The organism is Escherichia sp. E2562 (assembly GCF_005781075.1).
Lineage (GTDB): Bacteria > Pseudomonadota > Gammaproteobacteria > Enterobacterales > Enterobacteriaceae > Escherichia.
The window spans coordinates 155,056-172,597 of the sequence record NZ_VATM01000001.1; the positions used below are offsets into that span (position 1 = coordinate 155,056).

Genomic DNA, 17,542 nt, shown 5'->3' on the forward strand with positions numbered 1-17,542 from the left:
TTTACACCCCGCCGCGGCTGTGCTGCAATCTTGCCCCCAACAACAGTGAATTCGGTGACCATGCAAGCGTCGCAATTTTCAGCCCAGGTTCTGGACTGGTACGATAAATACGGGCGGAAAACGCTGCCCTGGCAAATTGACAAGACGCCCTACAAAGTATGGCTCTCAGAAGTGATGTTGCAACAAACTCAGGTTGCGACCGTTATCCCCTATTTTGAACGCTTTATGGCGCGCTTCCCGACGGTGACCGATCTCGCCAACGCGCCGCTCGACGAAGTTCTCCACTTGTGGACCGGGCTTGGCTATTACGCCCGCGCGCGCAATCTGCATAAAGCGGCACAACAAGTTGCCACCTTACACGGCGGTAAATTCCCGGAAACCTTTGAAGAAGTTGCGGCGTTACCGGGCGTCGGGCGTTCCACTGCGGGCGCGATTCTCTCACTTTCTCTGGGTAAGCACTTTCCGATTCTCGACGGTAACGTCAAACGCGTGCTGGCGCGCTGCTATGCTGTAAGCGGCTGGCCTGGGAAAAAAGAGGTCGAGAATAAATTATGGAGTTTGAGCGAGCAGGTGACGCCCGCGGTTGGCGTGGAGCGGTTTAATCAGGCGATGATGGATTTAGGTGCGATGATTTGTACGCGTTCGAAGCCGAAATGCTCGCTCTGCCCGCTGCAAAACGGTTGTATTGCCGCCGCCAATAATAGCTGGTCGCTTTATCCGGGCAAAAAGCCGAAACAGACGCTGCCGGAGCGCACCGGCTACTTTCTGCTGTTACAGCACAAAGATGAAGTATTGCTGGCGCAGCGTCCGCCGAGCGGATTGTGGGGCGGTTTATACTGTTTCCCACAGTTTGCCGACGAAGAAAGTTTGCGAGAATGGCTGGCGCAACGGCAGATTGCTGCCGATAACCTGACGCAACTGACCGCGTTTCGGCATACCTTCAGCCATTTCCACTTAGATATTGTGCCTATGTGGCTTCCCGTGTCGTCATTCACCGGCTGCATGGATGAAGGCAATGCGCTCTGGTATAACTTAGCGCAACCGCCGTCAGTTGGCCTGGCGGCTCCCGTGGAGCGTTTGTTACAGCAGTTACGCACTGGCGCGCCGGTTTAGCGCGTGAATCGATAAAGAGGATGATTTATGAGCAGAACGATTTTTTGTACTTTCCTGCAGCGTGAAGCAGAAGGTCAGGATTTTCAGCTGTACCCCGGCGAACTGGGAAAACGCATCTATAACGAGATCTCCAAAGAAGCCTGGGCGCAGTGGCAGCACAAACAAACCATGCTGATTAATGAAAAGAAACTCAACATGATGAATGCCGAGCACCGCAAGCTGCTGGAGCAGGAGATGGTTAACTTCCTGTTCGAAGGTAAAGAGGTGCATATCGAGGGCTATACGCCGGAAGATAAAAAATAAAAACAGTGCCGGAGCACGCCTCCGGCAACTTGCATAAAAACAAACACAACACGCACCCGGAATGATGAAAAAATATCTCGCGCTGGCTTTGATTGCGCCGTTGCTCATCTCCTGTTCGACGACCAAAAAAGGCGATACCTATAATGAAGCCTGGGTCAAAGATACCAACGGTTTTGATATTCTGATGGGGCAATTTGCCCACAATATTGAGAACATTTGGGGATTCAAAGAGGTGGTGATCGCCGGTCCTAAGGACTACGTGAAATACACCGATCAATATCAGACCCGCAGCCACATCAACTTCGATGACGGTACGATCACTATCGAAACCATCGCCGGGACAGAACCTGCTGCGCATTTGCGCCGGGCAATTATCAAAACATTATTGATGGGCGACGATCCGAGTTCGGTCGATCTCTATTCCGACGTTGATGATATTACGATTTCGAAAGAACCTTTCCTTTACGGTCAGGTGGTGGATAACACCGGGCAGCCGATTCGCTGGGAAGGCCGTGCGAGTAACTTCGCGGATTATCTGCTGAAAAACCGCCTCAAAAGCCGCAGCAACGGGCTGCGTATCATCTACAGCGTGACCATTAACATGGTGCCGAACCACCTTGATAAACGTGCGCACAAATATCTCGGCATGGTCCGCCAGGCATCACGGAAATATGGCGTTGATGAGTCGCTGATTCTGGCGATTATGCAGACCGAATCTTCCTTTAACCCGTATGCGGTCAGCCGTTCCGATGCGCTGGGATTAATGCAGGTGGTACAACATACTGCCGGGAAAGATGTGTTCCGCTCACAGGGGAAATCCGGCACGCCGAGCCGCAGTTTCTTGTTTGATCCTGCCAGCAATATTGATACCGGCACCGCGTATCTGGCGATGCTGAATAATGTTTATCTCGGCGGAATTGATAACCCAACGTCGCGGCGTTATGCCGTCATCACCGCCTATAACGGTGGTGCAGGCAGCGTATTACGCGTCTTCTCGAACGATAAAATTCAGGCTGCCGCTATTATAAATACTATGACGCCGGGCGATGTTTATCAGACGCTGACAACCCGCCATCCGTCTGCGGAATCTCGTCGCTATCTTTATAAAGTGAACATGGCGCAGAAATCTTACCGCCGCCGATAATTTCATCTTTGCCTCTGACAATACTCCGAGACAAAGTGTTATACGCATCACAATTTTGCCTTGCAAATTGAGTTTATTTGCAATTATTTGCTACGGATAACAAAAAAACAGTCAGTGAAGTTGATAGAATCGCATCATCTTGCACGGTCAAATGTGCTTTTTAAAACACTCATCCGCATCACGATGTGAGGAAATTAACATGAATCTTAAGCTGCAGCTGAAAATCCTCTCTTTTCTGCAGTTCTGTCTGTGGGGAAGTTGGCTGACGACCCTCGGCTCATATATGTTCGTTACCCTGAAGTTCGACGGTGCTTCCATTGGCGCTGTTTATAGCTCGCTGGGTATCGCTGCGGTCTTTATGCCTGCTTTGCTGGGGATTGTGGCCGACAAATGGTTAAGTGCGAAATGGGTGTATGCTATTTGTCACACCATCGGCGCAATCACCCTCTTCATGGCGGCACAAGTTACCACTCCGGAGGCGATGTTCCTCGTGATATTGATTAACTCGTTTGCTTATATGCCAACGCTTGGGTTAATCAACACCATCTCCTACTATCGCCTGCAAAATGCAGGAATGGATATCGTGACTGATTTCCCGCCAATCCGTATCTGGGGTACTATCGGCTTTATCATGGCGATGTGGGTTGTGAGCCTGTCTGGCTTTGAATTGAGCCACATGCAGCTATATATTGGCGCAGCACTCTCCGCCGTTCTGGTGCTGTTCACCTTTACGCTGCCGTATATTCCGGTTGCTAAACAGCAAGCTAATCAGAGCTGGACGACGCTGCTCGGCCTCGATGCATTCGCGCTGTTTAAAAACAAGCGTATGGCGATTTTCTTCATCTTCTCGATGCTGCTGGGCGCGGAACTGCAGATTACCAACATGTTCGGTAATACCTTCCTGCACAGCTTCGACAAAGATCCGATGTTTGCCAGCAGCTTCATCGTGCAGCATGCGTCAATCATCATGTCGATTTCGCAAATCTCTGAAACCCTGTTCATTCTGACCATCCCGTTCTTCTTAAGCCGCTACGGCATTAAGAACGTAATGATGATCAGTATCGTGGCGTGGATCCTGCGTTTTGCGCTGTTTGCTTACGGCGACCCGACTCCGTTCGGTACTGTACTGCTGGTTCTGTCGATGATTGTTTACGGCTGTGCGTTCGACTTCTTCAACATCTCTGGTTCGGTGTTTGTCGAAAAAGAAGTTAGCCCGGCGATTCGCGCCAGTGCGCAAGGGATGTTCCTGATGATGACCAACGGCTTCGGCTGTATCCTCGGTGGCATCGTGAGCGGTAAAGTGGTTGAGATGTACACCCAAAACGGCATTACCGACTGGCAGACCGTATGGCTGATTTTCGCAGGTTACTCCGTGATTCTGGCCTTCGCATTCATGGCGATGTTTAAATACAAACACGTTCGTGTCCCTGCCGGTACACAAACTGTTAACCACTAATTACGCAAAGAAAAACGGGGCGCCAGAAGGTGCCCCGTTTTTTATTCTTACTTCAACACATAACCGTATAACCGTTTCATTCCATCCGCATCGGTTTCGCTATAGACACCTTGTAGCTCCGGCGAAAATCCCGGCAGCAAATTCACGCCTTCTTCCAGTGCAAGGAAATAACGCTGGACCGCTCCGCCCCACATTTCTCCTGGCACCACGCAAAGCACGCCAGGTGGATACGGCAGCGCGCCTTCCGCCGCAATTCGCCCTTCGGCATCACGAATGCGCACCAACTCCACTTCACCACGAATATAAGCGCTATGCGCGTCCTGGGGATTCATCACCACTGGCGGGAAGCTCTGCTGGCGGAACATCGCTTTTTGCAGGTCTTTGACGTCGAAACTGACATACAGATCGTGCATCTCCTGACACAACTGGCGCAGGGTATAGTCGCGATAGCGCACCGGGTATTTGTTATAAACGCTCGGCAAGACTTCAGACAGCGGCGAGTCATCTTCAATATGCTGTTCAAACTGCACCAGCATCGCCACCAGCTGTGCCAGCTTCTCGTGGCTTTCCGCCGGAGTTAATAAGAACAGAATGGAGTTGAGATCGCACTTCTCCGGCACAATGCCGTTCTCACGCAGATAGTGCGCCAGAATCGTCGCTGGAACGCCAAAATCGCTATATTCGCCGGTTTCAGCATCGATACCCGGCGTAGTGAGTAACAGCTTGCAGGGATCAACAAAATACTGATCCGCGGCATATCCTTCAAAGCCGTGCCACTTCGCCCCCGGCTCAAAACTGAAAAAACGGCGGTCGCTGGCTAACACTGACGTCGGATAATCCTGCCACAATTTGCCATCAATAACAGGTGGAATAAACGGGCGGAACAGCTTACAGCGCGCAAGAATCGCTTTCCGGGCTTCAATCCCTATCTCAACACACTCAGCCCACAGCCGACGCCCACTCTCCCCTTCATGAATTTTGGCGTTAACGTCCAGCGCAGCAAACAGCGGGTAAAACGGGCTGGTTGAAGCATGGAGCATAAAAGCATTATTCAGCCGTTTATGCGGGCAAAACCGCGCCTGCCCGCGAATATGGTTATCTTTTTTATGAATCTGCGATGTCTGCGAGAATCCCGCCTGCTGTTTGTGCACCGACTGGGTAACAAAGATCCCAGGATCGCTTTCGTTAAGCTCTAACAGCAACGGCGAGCTATCTGCCATCATCGGGATAAACTGTTCGTACCCGACCCACGCGGAATCAAACAGAATGTAATCACACAGACGCCCAATGGTATCGATCACCTGACGGGCGTTGTAGATAGTGCCGTCATAGGTTCCCAGCTGAATAATCGCCAGGCGGAACGGGCGCGGCAGTTCGGCTTTTTCTGGCGCAACGTCGCGAATTTGCTGGCGCAGATACTCTTCATTAAAACAGTGCGCATCAATCCCGCCGATAAACCCGAATGGGTTGCGTGAGGCTTCCAGATACACCGGCGTCGCCCCCGCCTGAATCAGCGCACCGTGATGATTCGACTTATGGTTGTTACGGTCGAAGAGCACCAGATCACCACGCGTTAACAGTGCATTCGTCACAACCTTATTCGCCGCCGATGTGCCGTTCAGCACAAAATAGGTTTTATCGGCATGAAAGACTTTGGCAGCGAATTTCTGCGCATCCTTTGCGGAACCTTCATGAATAAGCAAATCGCCCAGTTTTACATCAGCGTTACACATATCGGCACGAAAGACGTTCTCGCCAAAGAAATCGTAAAAATGGCGTCCGGCAGGATGCTTTTTAAAGAACGCACCATGTTGATGCCCAGGACAAGCAAAGGTGCTATTGCCCATCTCAACGTACTGGGTCAGCGTGTCATAAAATGGCGGCAGCAAATTCTCTTCATACTGACAGGCTGCGGATTCCAGCTCCAGCCACTGCTGCTCATTGCCGTTGATGATAGCCGTAACGCCCGCGGGCAATTCAACCGCATCTTCAGAATACAAAAACACCGGCAGATGAAAACCGGTGCGCTTAAGTAACGCAAGGATGCCGCTACGACTATCCGCAGCGGTAATGACGACTGCCGCGACGTCCGTAAAATCAGTATCTTCCAGCGCCACCACGCGGCGATGGGTAGAAAGTCGGGAAACCAGTTCACCACTGGCGGCAATACTCATTGATTTCATAAGCGCAAAACCCGTTTCGGGGAAGTAAAAATACCGGGCAAGGTGGAACCCCCTGCCCCATGAGATGTGGGTCAAACTGGTCACCAGCTCCGACCGCCAGACATCAGTAAAAGCAGAAACGCTCTAATTTTACTGTTGCCCTGCAGTGAGCATACGTTAACGTCACCGCATAAAAAGCAGCGTCACAGAACAGGAGACATTTCGCGCGAAACGGCGATAAGCGAAAGAATGTAAGGAGGCGGCGTGCATCAAGCAAGCTCCGTACAGGAAGGAGAAAATTCGCGCAATCATGGCACTTTTCGCTAACGCGTGCAAGCCAGGACTTTGCGACCAGACAAGCAATCGACGGGGCAAAAAGTTCATAATAAAAACATCAAACAACACAATTAACAGGAACTCTTGTGGTCATCGGCCCTTTTATCAACGCAAGTGCAGTATTACTGGGTGGCGCCCTCGGCGCACTGCTTAGCCAACGCTTACCGGAACACATCCGCGTCTCTATGACGTCCATTTTTGGCCTGGCGTCGCTGGGAATTGGTATTTTACTGGTCGTGAAATGTGCCAACCTTCCGGCGATGGTTTTAGCTACGCTACTCGGGGCATTAATCGGCGAAATTTGTCTGCTGGAAAAAGGCGTCAACACTGCGGTCGCTAAAGCGCAGAATCTGTTTCGTCACTCGAGCAAGAAATCTGCGCATGAATCTTTTATTCAGAATTTTGTCGCGATTATTGTCCTGTTTTGTGCCAGCGGCACCGGGATCTTCGGCGCGATGAATGAAGGGATGACAGGCGATCCGAGTATTTTAATCGCCAAGTCATTTCTTGATTTCTTTACAGCGATGATCTTCGCCTGTTCACTTGGCATTGCGGTATCGGTGATTAGTATTCCATTGCTCATCATCCAGTTAACGCTGGCGTGGGCTGCTGCGCTGATATTACCGCTGACCACACCGTCGATGATGGCGGACTTCAGCGCCGTAGGTGGTTTATTGCTGCTGGCAACCGGCTTACGCATCTGCGGCATAAAAATGTTCCCGGTGGTCAACATGCTTCCTGCCCTCCTTCTGGCAATGCCGCTTTCCGCCGCCTGGACCACCTGGTTTGCCTGACATTACGAGCGATAACGGCAAACTGATGATAGATTGTGCAGTCTGCCGTAAATTGAAGAAATTTGATTGACGAGACGAGGCGAATCAGGTTTAATGCGCCCCGTTGCCCGGATAGCTCAGTCGGTAGAGCAGGGGATTGAAAATCCCCGTGTCCTTGGTTCGATTCCGAGTCCGGGCACCAAATTTATAAGGCCTCGCTGCAAAGCGGGGCTTTTTCTTTTTCTGGCTACGGTAAATTTCAGATCGTTGCTACAGGTCATTCGTAATCGTTAACGCCTTTTAATTTCAAAGCATTCTGTCTAATGTCGGCATATCTGGCGATGAGCTGTTTCAGATGCATCTCTGCCTCAGCCCCTGCGGCAGGAGGAAGTGGTTGTCCTGCCGACGACTGTTCCAGTATCCGCAGTTGCTCTTCAGCCGGTATGGATTGATTAAAAGACTGTATCGTTGAAAACACCACTGACTTCAGCTCACTGACCGTCATGTATTTCCCCTTATGCTCATCCAGTCCGTTCAGTCGTTCACTCAGTTTCTGTAGCGTAACCATTCCCTGATGCCAGCCATTCAAATTTTCTGTCGGCAACGCAGCGACATTAAATTGTTGCTGCCACTGCTGTATCAGGGGCTTTGCGCGCTCCGGCCATATCACCTGGGCCTGTTCGACAAGCTGCCTTTCCCTAGTTATGAGCCAGTCCGGCGGTAGCTTGTCCAGAAGCGTAAGCTGCTGTTGTGTTAGCGTAATTAAAGCTTGTGGCAACGGAGATTGCTGACGCAATAAATCCAATTGTTCAGGCGTGAGTACTGCGGGTAACGGTGCCAGAGAGGCAGTAAACTGGGTTTGTAACGGGTCCGGACGATGCAAAAACTGCCACGTCCATAGCGTTGCTGCACCTATCACCAGCATGGTACACATCCCCCCGACAAAAGATTTCCATTTTTTTACTGGCTCAGGTATTGCCGGCAGTACCTCCACGTTCGGCTGTGTAACGTACACCCATTGCACTGCACTGTCTGGCGCCCGGATATCTTCAAACGAACGACCAGTATGGGAACCTGTTGTTATACCCACGTCATTCATGACCGGAGCATGCGAAACGATACCCGACTGAATTGTCGCCCCTGTACAGATTGTGTCATCGCTGTTCTCCAGCCTGACAGCGTTGTTATGTATCAGGGTACGCAATGTATCCAGCTGACTGAGATGTCTGAGTTCCAGGCGCTGTAAAACTGCCCCCAAACGGGTAAGCAGTTGCTCTGCCCGATACAGTTGGCTAAGGTCGCTGTATTTCAGCGGAAGTGAGCGCATCCGTTGTTGCAAACGCTGGCTCAGATTACTGAGGATCTCAATCCGAACATGGACAGGCTGTGGCCAAAGCACACCCCACTGATGGCTTATCAGAGCCTCCAGTATTGCCAACCCTTCATTCAGACCAAACAATCCGGCCAGCTGCGTACGGGCCAGCGTATACCAGGCCGCAGTCTGCAGCTCAACACCATTTTGCTCAAACAGTGAGAGACACAGTTTTTCAGCATAACGCCAGTTCACATCAGGACGTGCCGGATGCGTTAGCTTATTGAGTTCATCACACAAAGCGGCATAATCCGGTAGCCTTCGCGGGTCACCGCCGGTTTTAATTCTACGTGGGGTAATGTCATTCATGACCAGTTATCCATCTGACGTACTTGCGGTTATAGAAGATGATTGTTTATGCAGCTTGGTGTTCTGCATATTCAGGGCGTAGCAGATACTGACGGGGTTAGGGAGAAACGCTAAAACCAGGCCTTAAATACGAGCTGCCGTGTCGAGATACTGCTGTTTCAGGTGTCTCAACAGGACTCGCCCTTCAGGCATAAATTCAGTGCCATAACGCACCAGACCAACATCTTTGAGTTCAGCGTCAATGGCATAGCACAGCTCGCCAGGAACTTCCTGTTCCAGCAGAATAACGGTTATTTTTTTCAGACGCGGCTCATATTTGAGCAGTACGGTAGATAACGTCCCCATCATTTCATGCGCCGTCCCCGGCATTCCCTGGAGAATTTTGGTCATATCCGGTAGACCATAGTCCGGCAGATGTGCCAGCGTGCCGGCACGACTGTTAAGAATGCGCTGCATATTGTCCAGTACTGAGAGGATTATCTGGTTCTGCTCGCTAACCTGATTCAGATCCAGACCTCCGGTAAAATTCCCAAACAGGGTTTCATATAGCGACGGACGCGGAGTGTCATTCATCTTTCAACGCCTTCAGAGTCAACCGTTCACTCCCTGCTTCAATGATTCTGGCTGAATCCGGGTCAAGGTCGTCACGACTCAACACGATCCGCCAGGTGTTATTCACCTGATCCGGAGTGCCGACCTTATCCAGGTCTAACATCGCTGCCCGGTCCGGATGATTGTGTGCAAACTCTTTCGCGGCTTCACGCAGGTAGCGCATTTCTGCGTCGTAATAACGCGGGGTTAAATTTTCCATAAAATAGTTACTCAAAATATAGGAAACAATGTTTTCTTCCCCAAAAGTGGAAGTTATCTCACCACTTCGCGAGTAGTCAGAGACATAGGTTTTATCTCCTCATTTAAAATCTCAAATTCAGTAGTTATTTTTCTGAATGACTGACCAGATAAAAAATGTGAGAAAGTACCTTGCTATAAATTATGAGCCACACTTATTCATCCTCCTTTTATCCAGCCAATAACTTTCTCTAACCACATAACACCGCGGCCCGCGCCGGATCGAGCTGAATCAGCCCGCCTAGCAATTTTTCCATAGCAGGCCCGAGGCGAATCTTGTCAGCCTCACTGCGACTGGCTTTCAGTCTGAGGAGTTTCAGATGACGGGCCTGTACCTCAAACAGCAGCTCGGGTTCCCAGTCGCTAAGGGCCACTTCTGTGGCACGCTCACCCAGCTCTGCAAACAGGTGCACCGCGAGCTCATTTTTTCCGTACTGTTCTGCAATACGCCCCATTAGCAGGCGCAGCAGCCACTGCTGCCGCGCAGTGGCGATGCCTGGTCGATGCTGTAACCAGCTCAGTGCCGCATCCGGGCTTTCGCTGTCCGCCAGCGCCACGGCTTCCGACTCCAGCGCCAGAATGTCGTCGTTCACTTCGGCCATACGGGCGGAAGGCGTTTCATTGCCCCACCCAGCAGTAGTATCCAGTACGCTCTGCTGGATCCAGTTAAGCGTCACTTCATCAGCAAACGGCGTACCGTCACTGAATGCCAGCGTCTCCAGCCCGGATAGTCGAGTCAGTAGCCCCTTCAGATCAGCGGCAATAATGTCAGCCACTATCTCCTTACCGGACTTCGTCAGCGCCTGGTGGATATACCATTGCAGATCCAGCCACAGGTGGTTAGCACCGCGGGAAAAGGTACTGTCTGCCGTTTCCAGAATTTCAGCCCAGTTTTGCTGCAGGTACAGACGTTTGAGCAGCGCTCGCTGGTCTGCTCTTGGGGGTTCGATGCGAGTTCGCCCCTGTGCGTCTGGAGCCGGAATAGCCTGCAGGGTATCGTGACGCAGACTTTTCATCAGATGGTGCGCCGACAACCAACCGTCGGGCTGTTCGCGCAGGTATTCGCTGAGTGTGCGCGCCTGCGCCAGCAAATCCTGACCGGAAGTGATTCTCCCGATAGCTGGAGCATCGCTGTGACTCGCAGTGGAAAGTGTCTCAGTAGTGCTGGCGTTCTGCGGTACAACTGCATCCACACCGCCCGCTTTCTGCAGGCGGTTTTCCAGCGCACCATACAGCGCGTTAAGTTCTGGGCGGGTTTCATCCGGCTCATTTTCGGTGAGCTGCGCTATCAGCAGCAGCGCACCGATGGTGCGCAGCGCATCTTCCCTGACCACTTCCGGATACAGTGAAAGAGAATCCGTCATGCGTGAACCTGCCAGCCACTCCAGTGCTGCCTTACGGCTGCGGTTGCGCTGTGGATGCAGTTGCGCACCGAAACGGTCTATCAGACCCGCCAGCAGTTCGAGTCCCTCTGCCAGCCCCTGCTCGCCTTCACGATGCAACCTGGCCCAGCAGTAATACGTCGCCACACGAATGTCTTTAGCGGTGGTGGTGAGCACTTTCTCCGCCAACTGGCAGATAAGCTCAGTATCCGCCCCGGAAAGTTTGTTGACCTCCTCGCGCATTTGCTGGAAGCCATCGTCATAACCTGGGTCATCCCCCACTGATGACTCTCCGGGTAACGGCTGCAGCCAATTGCTCCACTGCACCACTCGCTCACGGGTAGCGTCAAGGAGTGTCGTCGGCTCTGTCTGACAGGCGCTAACCAGGGCATTTAACGTGCTCATCAATTGACCTCCACCGCATCACGGTTCGTGCTGGCGACCGGGTCTGTCACTACCACTTTCGCCGTGCTGAAGATGGTATCTGTCAGACTCATAAGGTTCCTTCAGTCATATTTAAACTCCAGCACAACCCCTTCTTCATCATTCCACCCCAGCGTCAACGACGCTGGCTTTTGTTTCGCCGCCATATGAGTCAGCAATTGCTGACTCAGCACCGGCAGAATTTGTTGGTTGAGTAAGCTGTCGACATTGCGCGCCCCGGTGTCCGGTAACAGGCAGGCTGCGGTCAGCGCGTCGTACAGACTTTCGTCAATCAGCGTGGTCAGGCCGTAGTGGCGCTGTAAGCGCTGGCTGACCTGGGAGAGTTTCATCTCCACAATCGTGTGCATGGCTGCTTCTGCCAGCGGACGGTAAATCACGGTCTGGAAACGGGCGAGCAGCGCGGGCTGGAAGTGGTCGCGCAGTATCGGGCGCAGCAGTTCGTGCAGGTCTGCCTCGGTGGCTTCCGGTTGTTCGTCCAGCAACTGCATCAGGTGGTCGCTACCAAGGTTGGAGGTCATCAAAATAACGGTATTGCGGAAGTCAATTTCTCGCCCTTCGCCGTCGCGCATAAAACCACGATCGAATACCTGATAGAAGAGATTCATCACGTCACGGTGCGCTTTTTCGACTTCATCGAGCAGCACCACACTGTACGGACGCTTACGTACGGCTTCGGTAAGGATGCCGCCCTGGCCGTAGCCGATGTAACCAGGTGGAGAACCTTTCAGCTGGGAAACTGTGTGTGGCTCCTGGTATTCCGACAGGTTAATGGTAATCAGCGATTTTTCGCCACCGTACAGCACATCCGCCAGCGCCAGCGCGGTTTCAGTTTTTCCTACACCGCTTGGACCAACCAGCAGGAATACACCCTGTGGACCGTTCTCAGAGGTGAGGCCAGTTTTAGCGGCGCGCAGGCGCCGGGCGATGGCTTCAAGCGCAATATTCTGACCGACTACACGTTTACCGATTTCATTTTCCAGGGTAAGCAGTTCAGTCTGTTCGTCTTTCATCAGCGAAGAAAGCGGCACGCCGGTCCAGTCGGCAATCACTGTTGCAACAGTGCGTACATCCACATCCACCGACAACAACGGATTGCCCTGCTGTAAACCGTTCAGCTCCTGTTGCAGGGCATGCGTTTCGCTCTGACGGGAAATGTCCTGGCGGCTTTCCCGTAGTTGTTCAGTAAGTTTCAGTTCCTGGCCGTACTGGGTTTCAAGTTCGTGGAGTTCAACGATGACGTTTTTCTCTTCCTGTTCGATTGCCGTCAAGCGTTCACCGTGGTTTTGATTACCGACGGTAATGTCTTCCTGTAGCGCTTGTCTCTCCATTTCAAGAGAGGTAATCCGGGAACGGATACGGGTCAACTGTTCGGGTACGGTGTCGAGACTCATACGCACGCGAGCGCTTGCAGTGTCGAGCAGGTCAACGGCTTTGTCCGGGAGTTGACGGCCTGTCAGATAACGTCGGGATAACGTAACGGCAGCGCACACCGCATCATCAGTGATGTGCACATTATGATGTTCGGCATAACGGGATTTCAGGCCACGCAACATCAGACAAGCCGCGTCGTCGTCCGGCTCGTCAACTTTCACCATCTGGAAGCGGCGTTCGAGTGCGGCATCGCGCTCAAAGTATTGTTTATACTCAGACCAGGTCGTCGCGGCGATGGTACGTAACTCACCGCGCGCCAGGGCTGGTTTCAGCAGATTGGCAGCATCAGCACCACCAGCCTGGTTACCTGCGCCGATGATGGTATGGGCCTCATCGATAAACAGCAAGATAGGTACCGGAGACTGCTGTACAGCATTAATCACGTTTTTCAGGCGCTGCTCAAATTCCCCCTTCACTCCCGCCCCCGCCTGCAGCAGCCCGAGGTCAAGAGTGCGTAGCACCACCGGTTTGAGGGATTCAGGGACATTACCGTCAGAGATTCTGAGCGCCAGACCTTCTACCAGTGCGGTTTTCCCGACACCTGGCTCACCGACCAGGATTGGGTTATTTTTTCGGCGACGAGAAAGAATGTCCACCATCTGGCGGATTTCACTATCGCGGCCAAATACCGGATCAATTTTACCTTCACGCGCCTGGGCGGTGACGTCATGGGTGAATTTATCCAGCGCATTCTGCAGCGCCGGACTCAGTTCCCCATCTTTCATCTCACTCCCTACTGGACGCCCGATAAACTCCACGTCCCCACCATGGCTCCCCGTAATTTCGGCTTCCTGCTGTACTTGCGCACGCTCGTCTGACTGAGCATCCAGTAGCGGGCGCAGGCACTCTAACTGGCTCTGTCCCAGAGTCAGCAATGGCCACAGACCATCGCAGCGCACCAGCTTCTGTTTAGCCACCAGCGCCATCAGCAGGTGGTGACTTCGAATCTGTTCTTCTCCCGCCAGTGAGGCAATCAGCCAGGCTTGTTGCATCAATACCTGGATATTTTCTGAAAGCTGCGGGCGATGGCGCACCGAGTGCGGTTGTTTGTCGAGCCAGGCAAGCAAATCTTGCCAGAGAGTGTCCATGTCCCACTCGTAGCGGCGTGCCAGCACTGTGAGATCCCCCTCGCCCTGCTCAAGAAGTTTCAGCAGCCAGTGCTCTGGCAAAATTTCCGCATGCGCGCGAATCTGACAGAGTGAAGCCGCGCCTTCCATCGCACGGGCGCAATAAGGATTCAGACGTCGCAGCAAAATGGCTGGATTTTCCATGAATATCTCTCTTTGTCGGTTTCTGAACACACTACCGCCCCTCGCTGTTTTCCGTGAGGAAGACCAAAGCGCATACGGTCGTGCTGACAGATTGTGGAGTTTTTGCTGAAAGCCCGTTGGCTTCAGACGTTCAGCAAAAACAAAAAACGGACAGAGAAACTCTGTCCGCTCGAGGCTTAGGCGGTGGCGCGTTCGTTCCAGGAATCGGAATGAATGATGTTGCCGTCTTTGTAGGTCCAGGTGATTTTTTCGTAACGCAGTTCAATGCGCTCAAGGTGGTTGTGCTTCTCTTTAGAAGGATCCTTGATGTCATACATTTCAGGATTCACCTTCACCACTTTCACGTTCTCAAGTTTGGTGTTGAAGTACTCCACTTCCTGGCCTGCGTCGTTGATTTTGTACCACTTGAATTCGGCAGACTTGAGGGTCTGACCGGTGGTCACTGCCTTGTACAAGTACGGGCTGGAGGAGTCGATTTCCTTGGTGAACAGGAACGGGGTATGGATACGGGTGCCGGTCAGTTTGCCTGTGTTGTTATCAGTCGGGATGTACAGGTTGTGTTCCTGAGCCACGACTTCGATGCTGCCTTCACGATCCTGAACGTCAACAGACCCTTTGATGTCCGCGCCGCCATCGTCCTTCAGCCAAAGATAAACAGGTATTGCCATGGAATTACTCTCCATTATGTTGTGATGCGCCATCATCCTGCGATGACGCCAGGGTGTGTCCAGGTATCTGACAGGCATTAGCCTGCGGTACCAGACTGATTTCGACACGCCGGTTGAGCGCACGGCCCTCCGGGGTGTCATTGGTTGCGACCGGACGGCTTTCGCCATAGCCCTGTACCGCAAAACAGCTTTCCGGTACGTCACCGGTTTCATGCATCCAGACGCGCACCGCTTCGGCACGTTTCTGAGAAAGCGTCTGGTTTAGTTGTGCGTTCCCGGTGTTATCCGTGTGGCCAGCGACCACAATCAACCAGCCCGGTTTTGCTCTGACTCCCACCAGTGAATTAACCAACATTTTGGTGGCCCCGGCCTTCAGCACCGATTTGCCGGAATCAAATAGCAACATACTGTCGAGGCGGATAATCTTCTGCCCCGGGACGATTTTTTGGATAACAGGTGAAGAGAACGACGGTGGTGCCAGGTCATCCATGACGGCTTCAATAACAGGTACAAGACGCAGTCCCTGATACAGTCCGAGGCGATAACGCACAGGCTCACCGCGACGATGCCAGTCATCCAGCAGTGCACCATCAGCGCGCAGACGCTGTTGGGCCTGGAGTTTAGGTTCTGCCGGTGTGTCAGTAAGATGGTGGTATAAGGCAAGGTGGTCGCCGACATTGCGACGGATAAATCACAAACCGGAGGAAGATTATCCGCCAGGTCGGTATCAACAATCGTGCCATCCTGGAAACGTACCACCAGACGGGTAGCATTTAGCCGTGACAGCGCCAGGGCGGCGGTGTCAAATTCAGCATTCACCACGCCCCAGGGATGGGAAATCCCCATCCTTGCAACGGTATCGGCAACGTGCGCATTCCAGCGGGCCTGCTGCTGGAACTGTTGCGGGGCCAGCGCAGCCCCGTCCTCCCAAAGTGGGCGAAAAATTTTCATCCTTGATTTCCCCTCGCCTTACGACTTGGCTTTTGGCATCTGGGAAACCAGTGATAGGTTGATGTCCATCCCTTCCACCTGGAAGTGGGGGATAGCAAAGAGTTTCACGCGGAAGAAGCCTGGGTTATCCCCGATATCTTCCACCAGCACTTTCGCGTCACGCAGCGGGTGAGAAGCCTGCAAGTCATCGCCCGGATCGGTCATTTCTGTCACAAGACCACGAACCCAGGTATTAAGCTCCAGTTCCAGCAGACGACGATCCTTGGTTGTACCAATGTTTTCCCGTTGAATCAGCTTCAGGTAATGAGCGATTCGCGACAGCAGGAAGATGTACGGCAAACGCGCATTGATGCGGCTATTTGCAGTGGCATCAGCAGTGTCGTAGAGCGCAGGTTTTTGCGTGGAGTTCGCCGAGAAGAAACAGGCATAATCGCGGTTTTTGTAGTACGACAGGGGAATAAATCCAAGATTTGCGAATTCAAATTCGCGGGTTTCCGGGATCATCACCTCTGACGGAATTTTGACCTGATTACCCGTACCGAGATCATACAGATGAATGGGCAAGTCCTGCACTGCACCACCGGCCTGTGGGCCACGGATTTGCACGCACCAGCCGTTGTTGATGAAGCTTTTCACCATGTTGGCCGCAAAAGCGAAGGAGGCATTGGTCCACAGGTATTTATCGTGATCCGGGCCTTTCACTTCTTCAACATAGTTAAAACTACGAACCGGTACTGTGTCCGGGCCATACGGCAAACGGCCCAGCACGCGAGGCATGACCAGCCCCATGTATCGGGAGTCGTCCGTATCCCTGAAACTTTTCCATTTAATGTACTCGGCGCGGTCAAAGTAGTTACCAATATCTTTGATGGCCGCGACCTCTTCCATTGACTCTTTCAGGAAAAATTTCGGCCCCGCAGAACCGATAAAGGGCATATGTGCCGCAGCAGACACTTTTGACAAATTACGCATCAGCGCCACGTCCTGCGCAGAAGCATCAAACTCGTAAGAGGAAATCAGCGCGGCAATCGGCTCGCCGCCCGGAGTGTCATACTCATCGATGTATGTGTGTTTGTACAAACCACTCTGGATAATTTCCGGGCTATCTTCAAAATCCTGGCGCAGGTCTTCTTTAGAGATATCCAGCAGTTCAACTTTCACGTTCTGGCGGAAATCGGTTTTATCAACCAACGATTTCACGCCCCGCCACAGACTTTCTACCGCCTGAAAGGCCTCATGATGCATAACTGCATCAAGTTGACGACTTATCTGGTAATCCAGTTCAGCGATATGGTGGTCAATCAAATTTTTGTCGAGCTTTTCAACTTTAGAGCCGGATTTAGTCAGACATTCCAGGAACACTTGCATCCCGGCCGTTAAACGTTCATCCGCGGTCGCATCCGACATCGCCTGTGCATCCTGCCAAATATCCAGTGCACTCAACTCTGAGACTGGGCTCAAATTAATTTTTTCAAACAGGGACGCATAAACTCCACTTGCCACAGGACGTTCAAGGACCACACTCTCGCCAGCAGTGGCATTCTCATTATTTACAGACATCAACATATTCCTTATTAA

Annotated in this window: 13 protein-coding genes, 1 tRNA gene and 2 pseudogenes; 6 read left to right on the forward strand and 10 right to left on the reverse strand. The window is 52.3% G+C overall.

Features of this window, described 5'->3' with window-relative positions; all coding sequences use genetic code 11:
- The first annotated feature begins 60 nt into the window (after window positions 1-60).
- The 4 genes from mutY to nupG all read left to right on the forward strand — a co-directional run bounded on the left by mutY (window position 61) and on the right by nupG (window position 4,016).
- Complete coding sequence (mutY, locus tag FEK43_RS00700; RefSeq protein WP_135407799.1) at window positions 61-1,113, forward strand: A/G-specific adenine glycosylase; 1,053 nt, start codon at window positions 61-63, stop codon at window positions 1,111-1,113.
- A 27-nt stretch (window positions 1,114-1,140) separates the two neighbouring features.
- Window positions 1,141-1,416 (forward strand): oxidative damage protection protein, encoded by a 276-nt coding sequence (locus FEK43_RS00705; protein WP_000091700.1) that lies wholly within the window; start codon window positions 1,141-1,143, stop codon window positions 1,414-1,416.
- Between the two features lie 64 nt (window positions 1,417-1,480).
- Window positions 1,481-2,560 carry a membrane-bound lytic murein transglycosylase MltC gene (gene mltC, locus FEK43_RS00710; protein ID WP_130208053.1) on the forward strand — a complete coding sequence of 360 codons (1,080 nt, stop codon included), beginning with the start codon at window positions 1,481-1,483 and terminating at the stop codon, window positions 2,558-2,560.
- A 199-nt stretch (window positions 2,561-2,759) separates the two neighbouring features.
- Window positions 2,760-4,016: a nucleoside permease NupG gene (gene nupG, locus FEK43_RS00715; RefSeq protein WP_130207923.1), complete on the forward strand. Its 1,257-nt coding sequence runs from the start codon at window positions 2,760-2,762 to the stop codon at window positions 4,014-4,016.
- A 47-nt stretch (window positions 4,017-4,063) separates the two neighbouring features.
- Here the strand turns inward: nupG and speC are convergent, their stop codons facing one another.
- Complete coding sequence (gene speC / locus FEK43_RS00720) at window positions 4,064-6,199, reverse strand: ornithine decarboxylase (protein ID WP_135407801.1); 2,136 nt, start codon at window positions 6,197-6,199, stop codon at window positions 4,064-4,066.
- Window positions 6,200-6,600: 401 nt separating this feature from the next.
- Here speC and FEK43_RS00725 point away from each other — a divergent pair, with 401 nt between their 5' ends.
- Together FEK43_RS00725 and FEK43_RS00730 are read left to right on the forward strand one after the other, a co-directional pair.
- Window positions 6,601-7,308: a DUF554 domain-containing protein gene (locus tag FEK43_RS00725; protein ID WP_130207927.1), complete on the forward strand. Its 708-nt coding sequence runs from the start codon at window positions 6,601-6,603 to the stop codon at window positions 7,306-7,308.
- A 105-nt stretch (window positions 7,309-7,413) separates the two neighbouring features.
- Window positions 7,414-7,489: transfer RNA gene (locus tag FEK43_RS00730), tRNA-Phe, on the forward strand.
- Window positions 7,490-7,564: 75 nt separating this feature from the next.
- Here FEK43_RS00730 and FEK43_RS00735 read toward each other — a convergent pair.
- The 9 genes and pseudogenes from FEK43_RS00735 to tssC all read right to left on the reverse strand — a co-directional run bounded on the left by FEK43_RS00735 (window position 7,565) and on the right by tssC (window position 17,530).
- Window positions 7,565-8,968 (reverse strand): VasL domain-containing protein, encoded by a 1,404-nt coding sequence (locus FEK43_RS00735; RefSeq protein WP_135407803.1) that lies wholly within the window; start codon window positions 8,966-8,968, stop codon window positions 7,565-7,567.
- Between the two features lie 123 nt (window positions 8,969-9,091).
- A complete protein-coding gene (gene tssE / locus FEK43_RS00740; RefSeq protein WP_135407805.1) occupies window positions 9,092-9,541 on the reverse strand; it encodes a type VI secretion system baseplate subunit TssE in 450 nt (149 codons plus the stop codon).
- Entirely contained in the window at window positions 9,534-9,779 is a 246-nt protein-coding gene (locus FEK43_RS23300; RefSeq protein ID WP_135407807.1) for a type VI secretion system baseplate subunit TssF, read from the reverse strand. Before FEK43_RS23300 ends, tssE begins: the two co-directional genes overlap by 8 nt.
- Window positions 9,780-10,008: 229 nt before the next feature.
- Complete coding sequence (gene tssA, locus FEK43_RS00750; protein ID WP_130207935.1) at window positions 10,009-11,604, reverse strand: type VI secretion system protein TssA; 1,596 nt, start codon at window positions 11,602-11,604, stop codon at window positions 10,009-10,011.
- A gap of 101 nt (window positions 11,605-11,705) precedes the next feature.
- On the reverse strand, window positions 11,706-14,345 hold the full coding sequence (tssH, locus tag FEK43_RS00755) for a type VI secretion system ATPase TssH (RefSeq protein WP_135407809.1): 2,640 nt from the start codon (window positions 14,343-14,345) through the stop codon (window positions 11,706-11,708).
- Between the two features lie 176 nt (window positions 14,346-14,521).
- Window positions 14,522-15,013 carry a type VI secretion system effector Hcp gene (gene hcp, locus FEK43_RS00760; RefSeq protein ID WP_024558534.1) on the reverse strand — a complete coding sequence of 164 codons (492 nt, stop codon included), beginning with the start codon at window positions 15,011-15,013 and terminating at the stop codon, window positions 14,522-14,524.
- Window positions 15,014-15,017: 4 nt separating this feature from the next.
- Window positions 15,018-15,695, reverse strand: a pseudogene (locus FEK43_RS00765) (OmpA family protein); the annotation flags it as partial.
- Between the two features lie 2 nt (window positions 15,696-15,697).
- Window positions 15,698-15,964, reverse strand: a pseudogene (gene tssK / locus FEK43_RS00770) (type VI secretion system baseplate subunit TssK); the annotation flags it as partial.
- A gap of 18 nt (window positions 15,965-15,982) precedes the next feature.
- Window positions 15,983-17,530 (reverse strand): type VI secretion system contractile sheath large subunit, encoded by a 1,548-nt coding sequence (tssC, locus tag FEK43_RS00775; RefSeq protein ID WP_130207939.1) that lies wholly within the window; start codon window positions 17,528-17,530, stop codon window positions 15,983-15,985.
- Between the last annotated feature and the right edge of the window lie 12 nt (window positions 17,531-17,542).

Coding starts and splice junctions, on each gene's coding strand:
- mutY (WP_135407799.1), top strand. CDS start 61: ATGCAAGCGTCGCAATTTTCAGCCCAGGTTCTGGACTGGTACGATAAA.
- FEK43_RS00705 (WP_000091700.1), top strand. CDS start 1,141: ATGAGCAGAACGATTTTTTGTACTTTCCTGCAGCGTGAAGCAGAAGGT.
- mltC (WP_130208053.1), top strand. CDS start 1,481: ATGAAAAAATATCTCGCGCTGGCTTTGATTGCGCCGTTGCTCATCTCC.
- nupG (WP_130207923.1), top strand. CDS start 2,760: ATGAATCTTAAGCTGCAGCTGAAAATCCTCTCTTTTCTGCAGTTCTGT.
- speC (WP_135407801.1), bottom strand. CDS start 6,199: ATGAAATCAATGAGTATTGCCGCCAGTGGTGAACTGGTTTCCCGACTT.
- FEK43_RS00735 (WP_135407803.1), bottom strand. CDS start 8,968: ATGAATGACATTACCCCACGTAGAATTAAAACCGGCGGTGACCCGCGA.
- tssE (WP_135407805.1), bottom strand. CDS start 9,541: ATGAATGACACTCCGCGTCCGTCGCTATATGAAACCCTGTTTGGGAAT.
- FEK43_RS23300 (WP_135407807.1), bottom strand. CDS start 9,779: ATGGAAAATTTAACCCCGCGTTATTACGACGCAGAAATGCGCTACCTG.
- tssA (WP_130207935.1), bottom strand. CDS start 11,604: ATGAGCACGTTAAATGCCCTGGTTAGCGCCTGTCAGACAGAGCCGACG.
- tssH (WP_135407809.1), bottom strand. CDS start 14,345: ATGGAAAATCCAGCCATTTTGCTGCGACGTCTGAATCCTTATTGCGCC.
- hcp (WP_024558534.1), bottom strand. CDS start 15,013: ATGGCAATACCTGTTTATCTTTGGCTGAAGGACGATGGCGGCGCGGAC.
- tssC (WP_130207939.1), bottom strand. CDS start 17,530: ATGTTGATGTCTGTAAATAATGAGAATGCCACTGCTGGCGAGAGTGTG.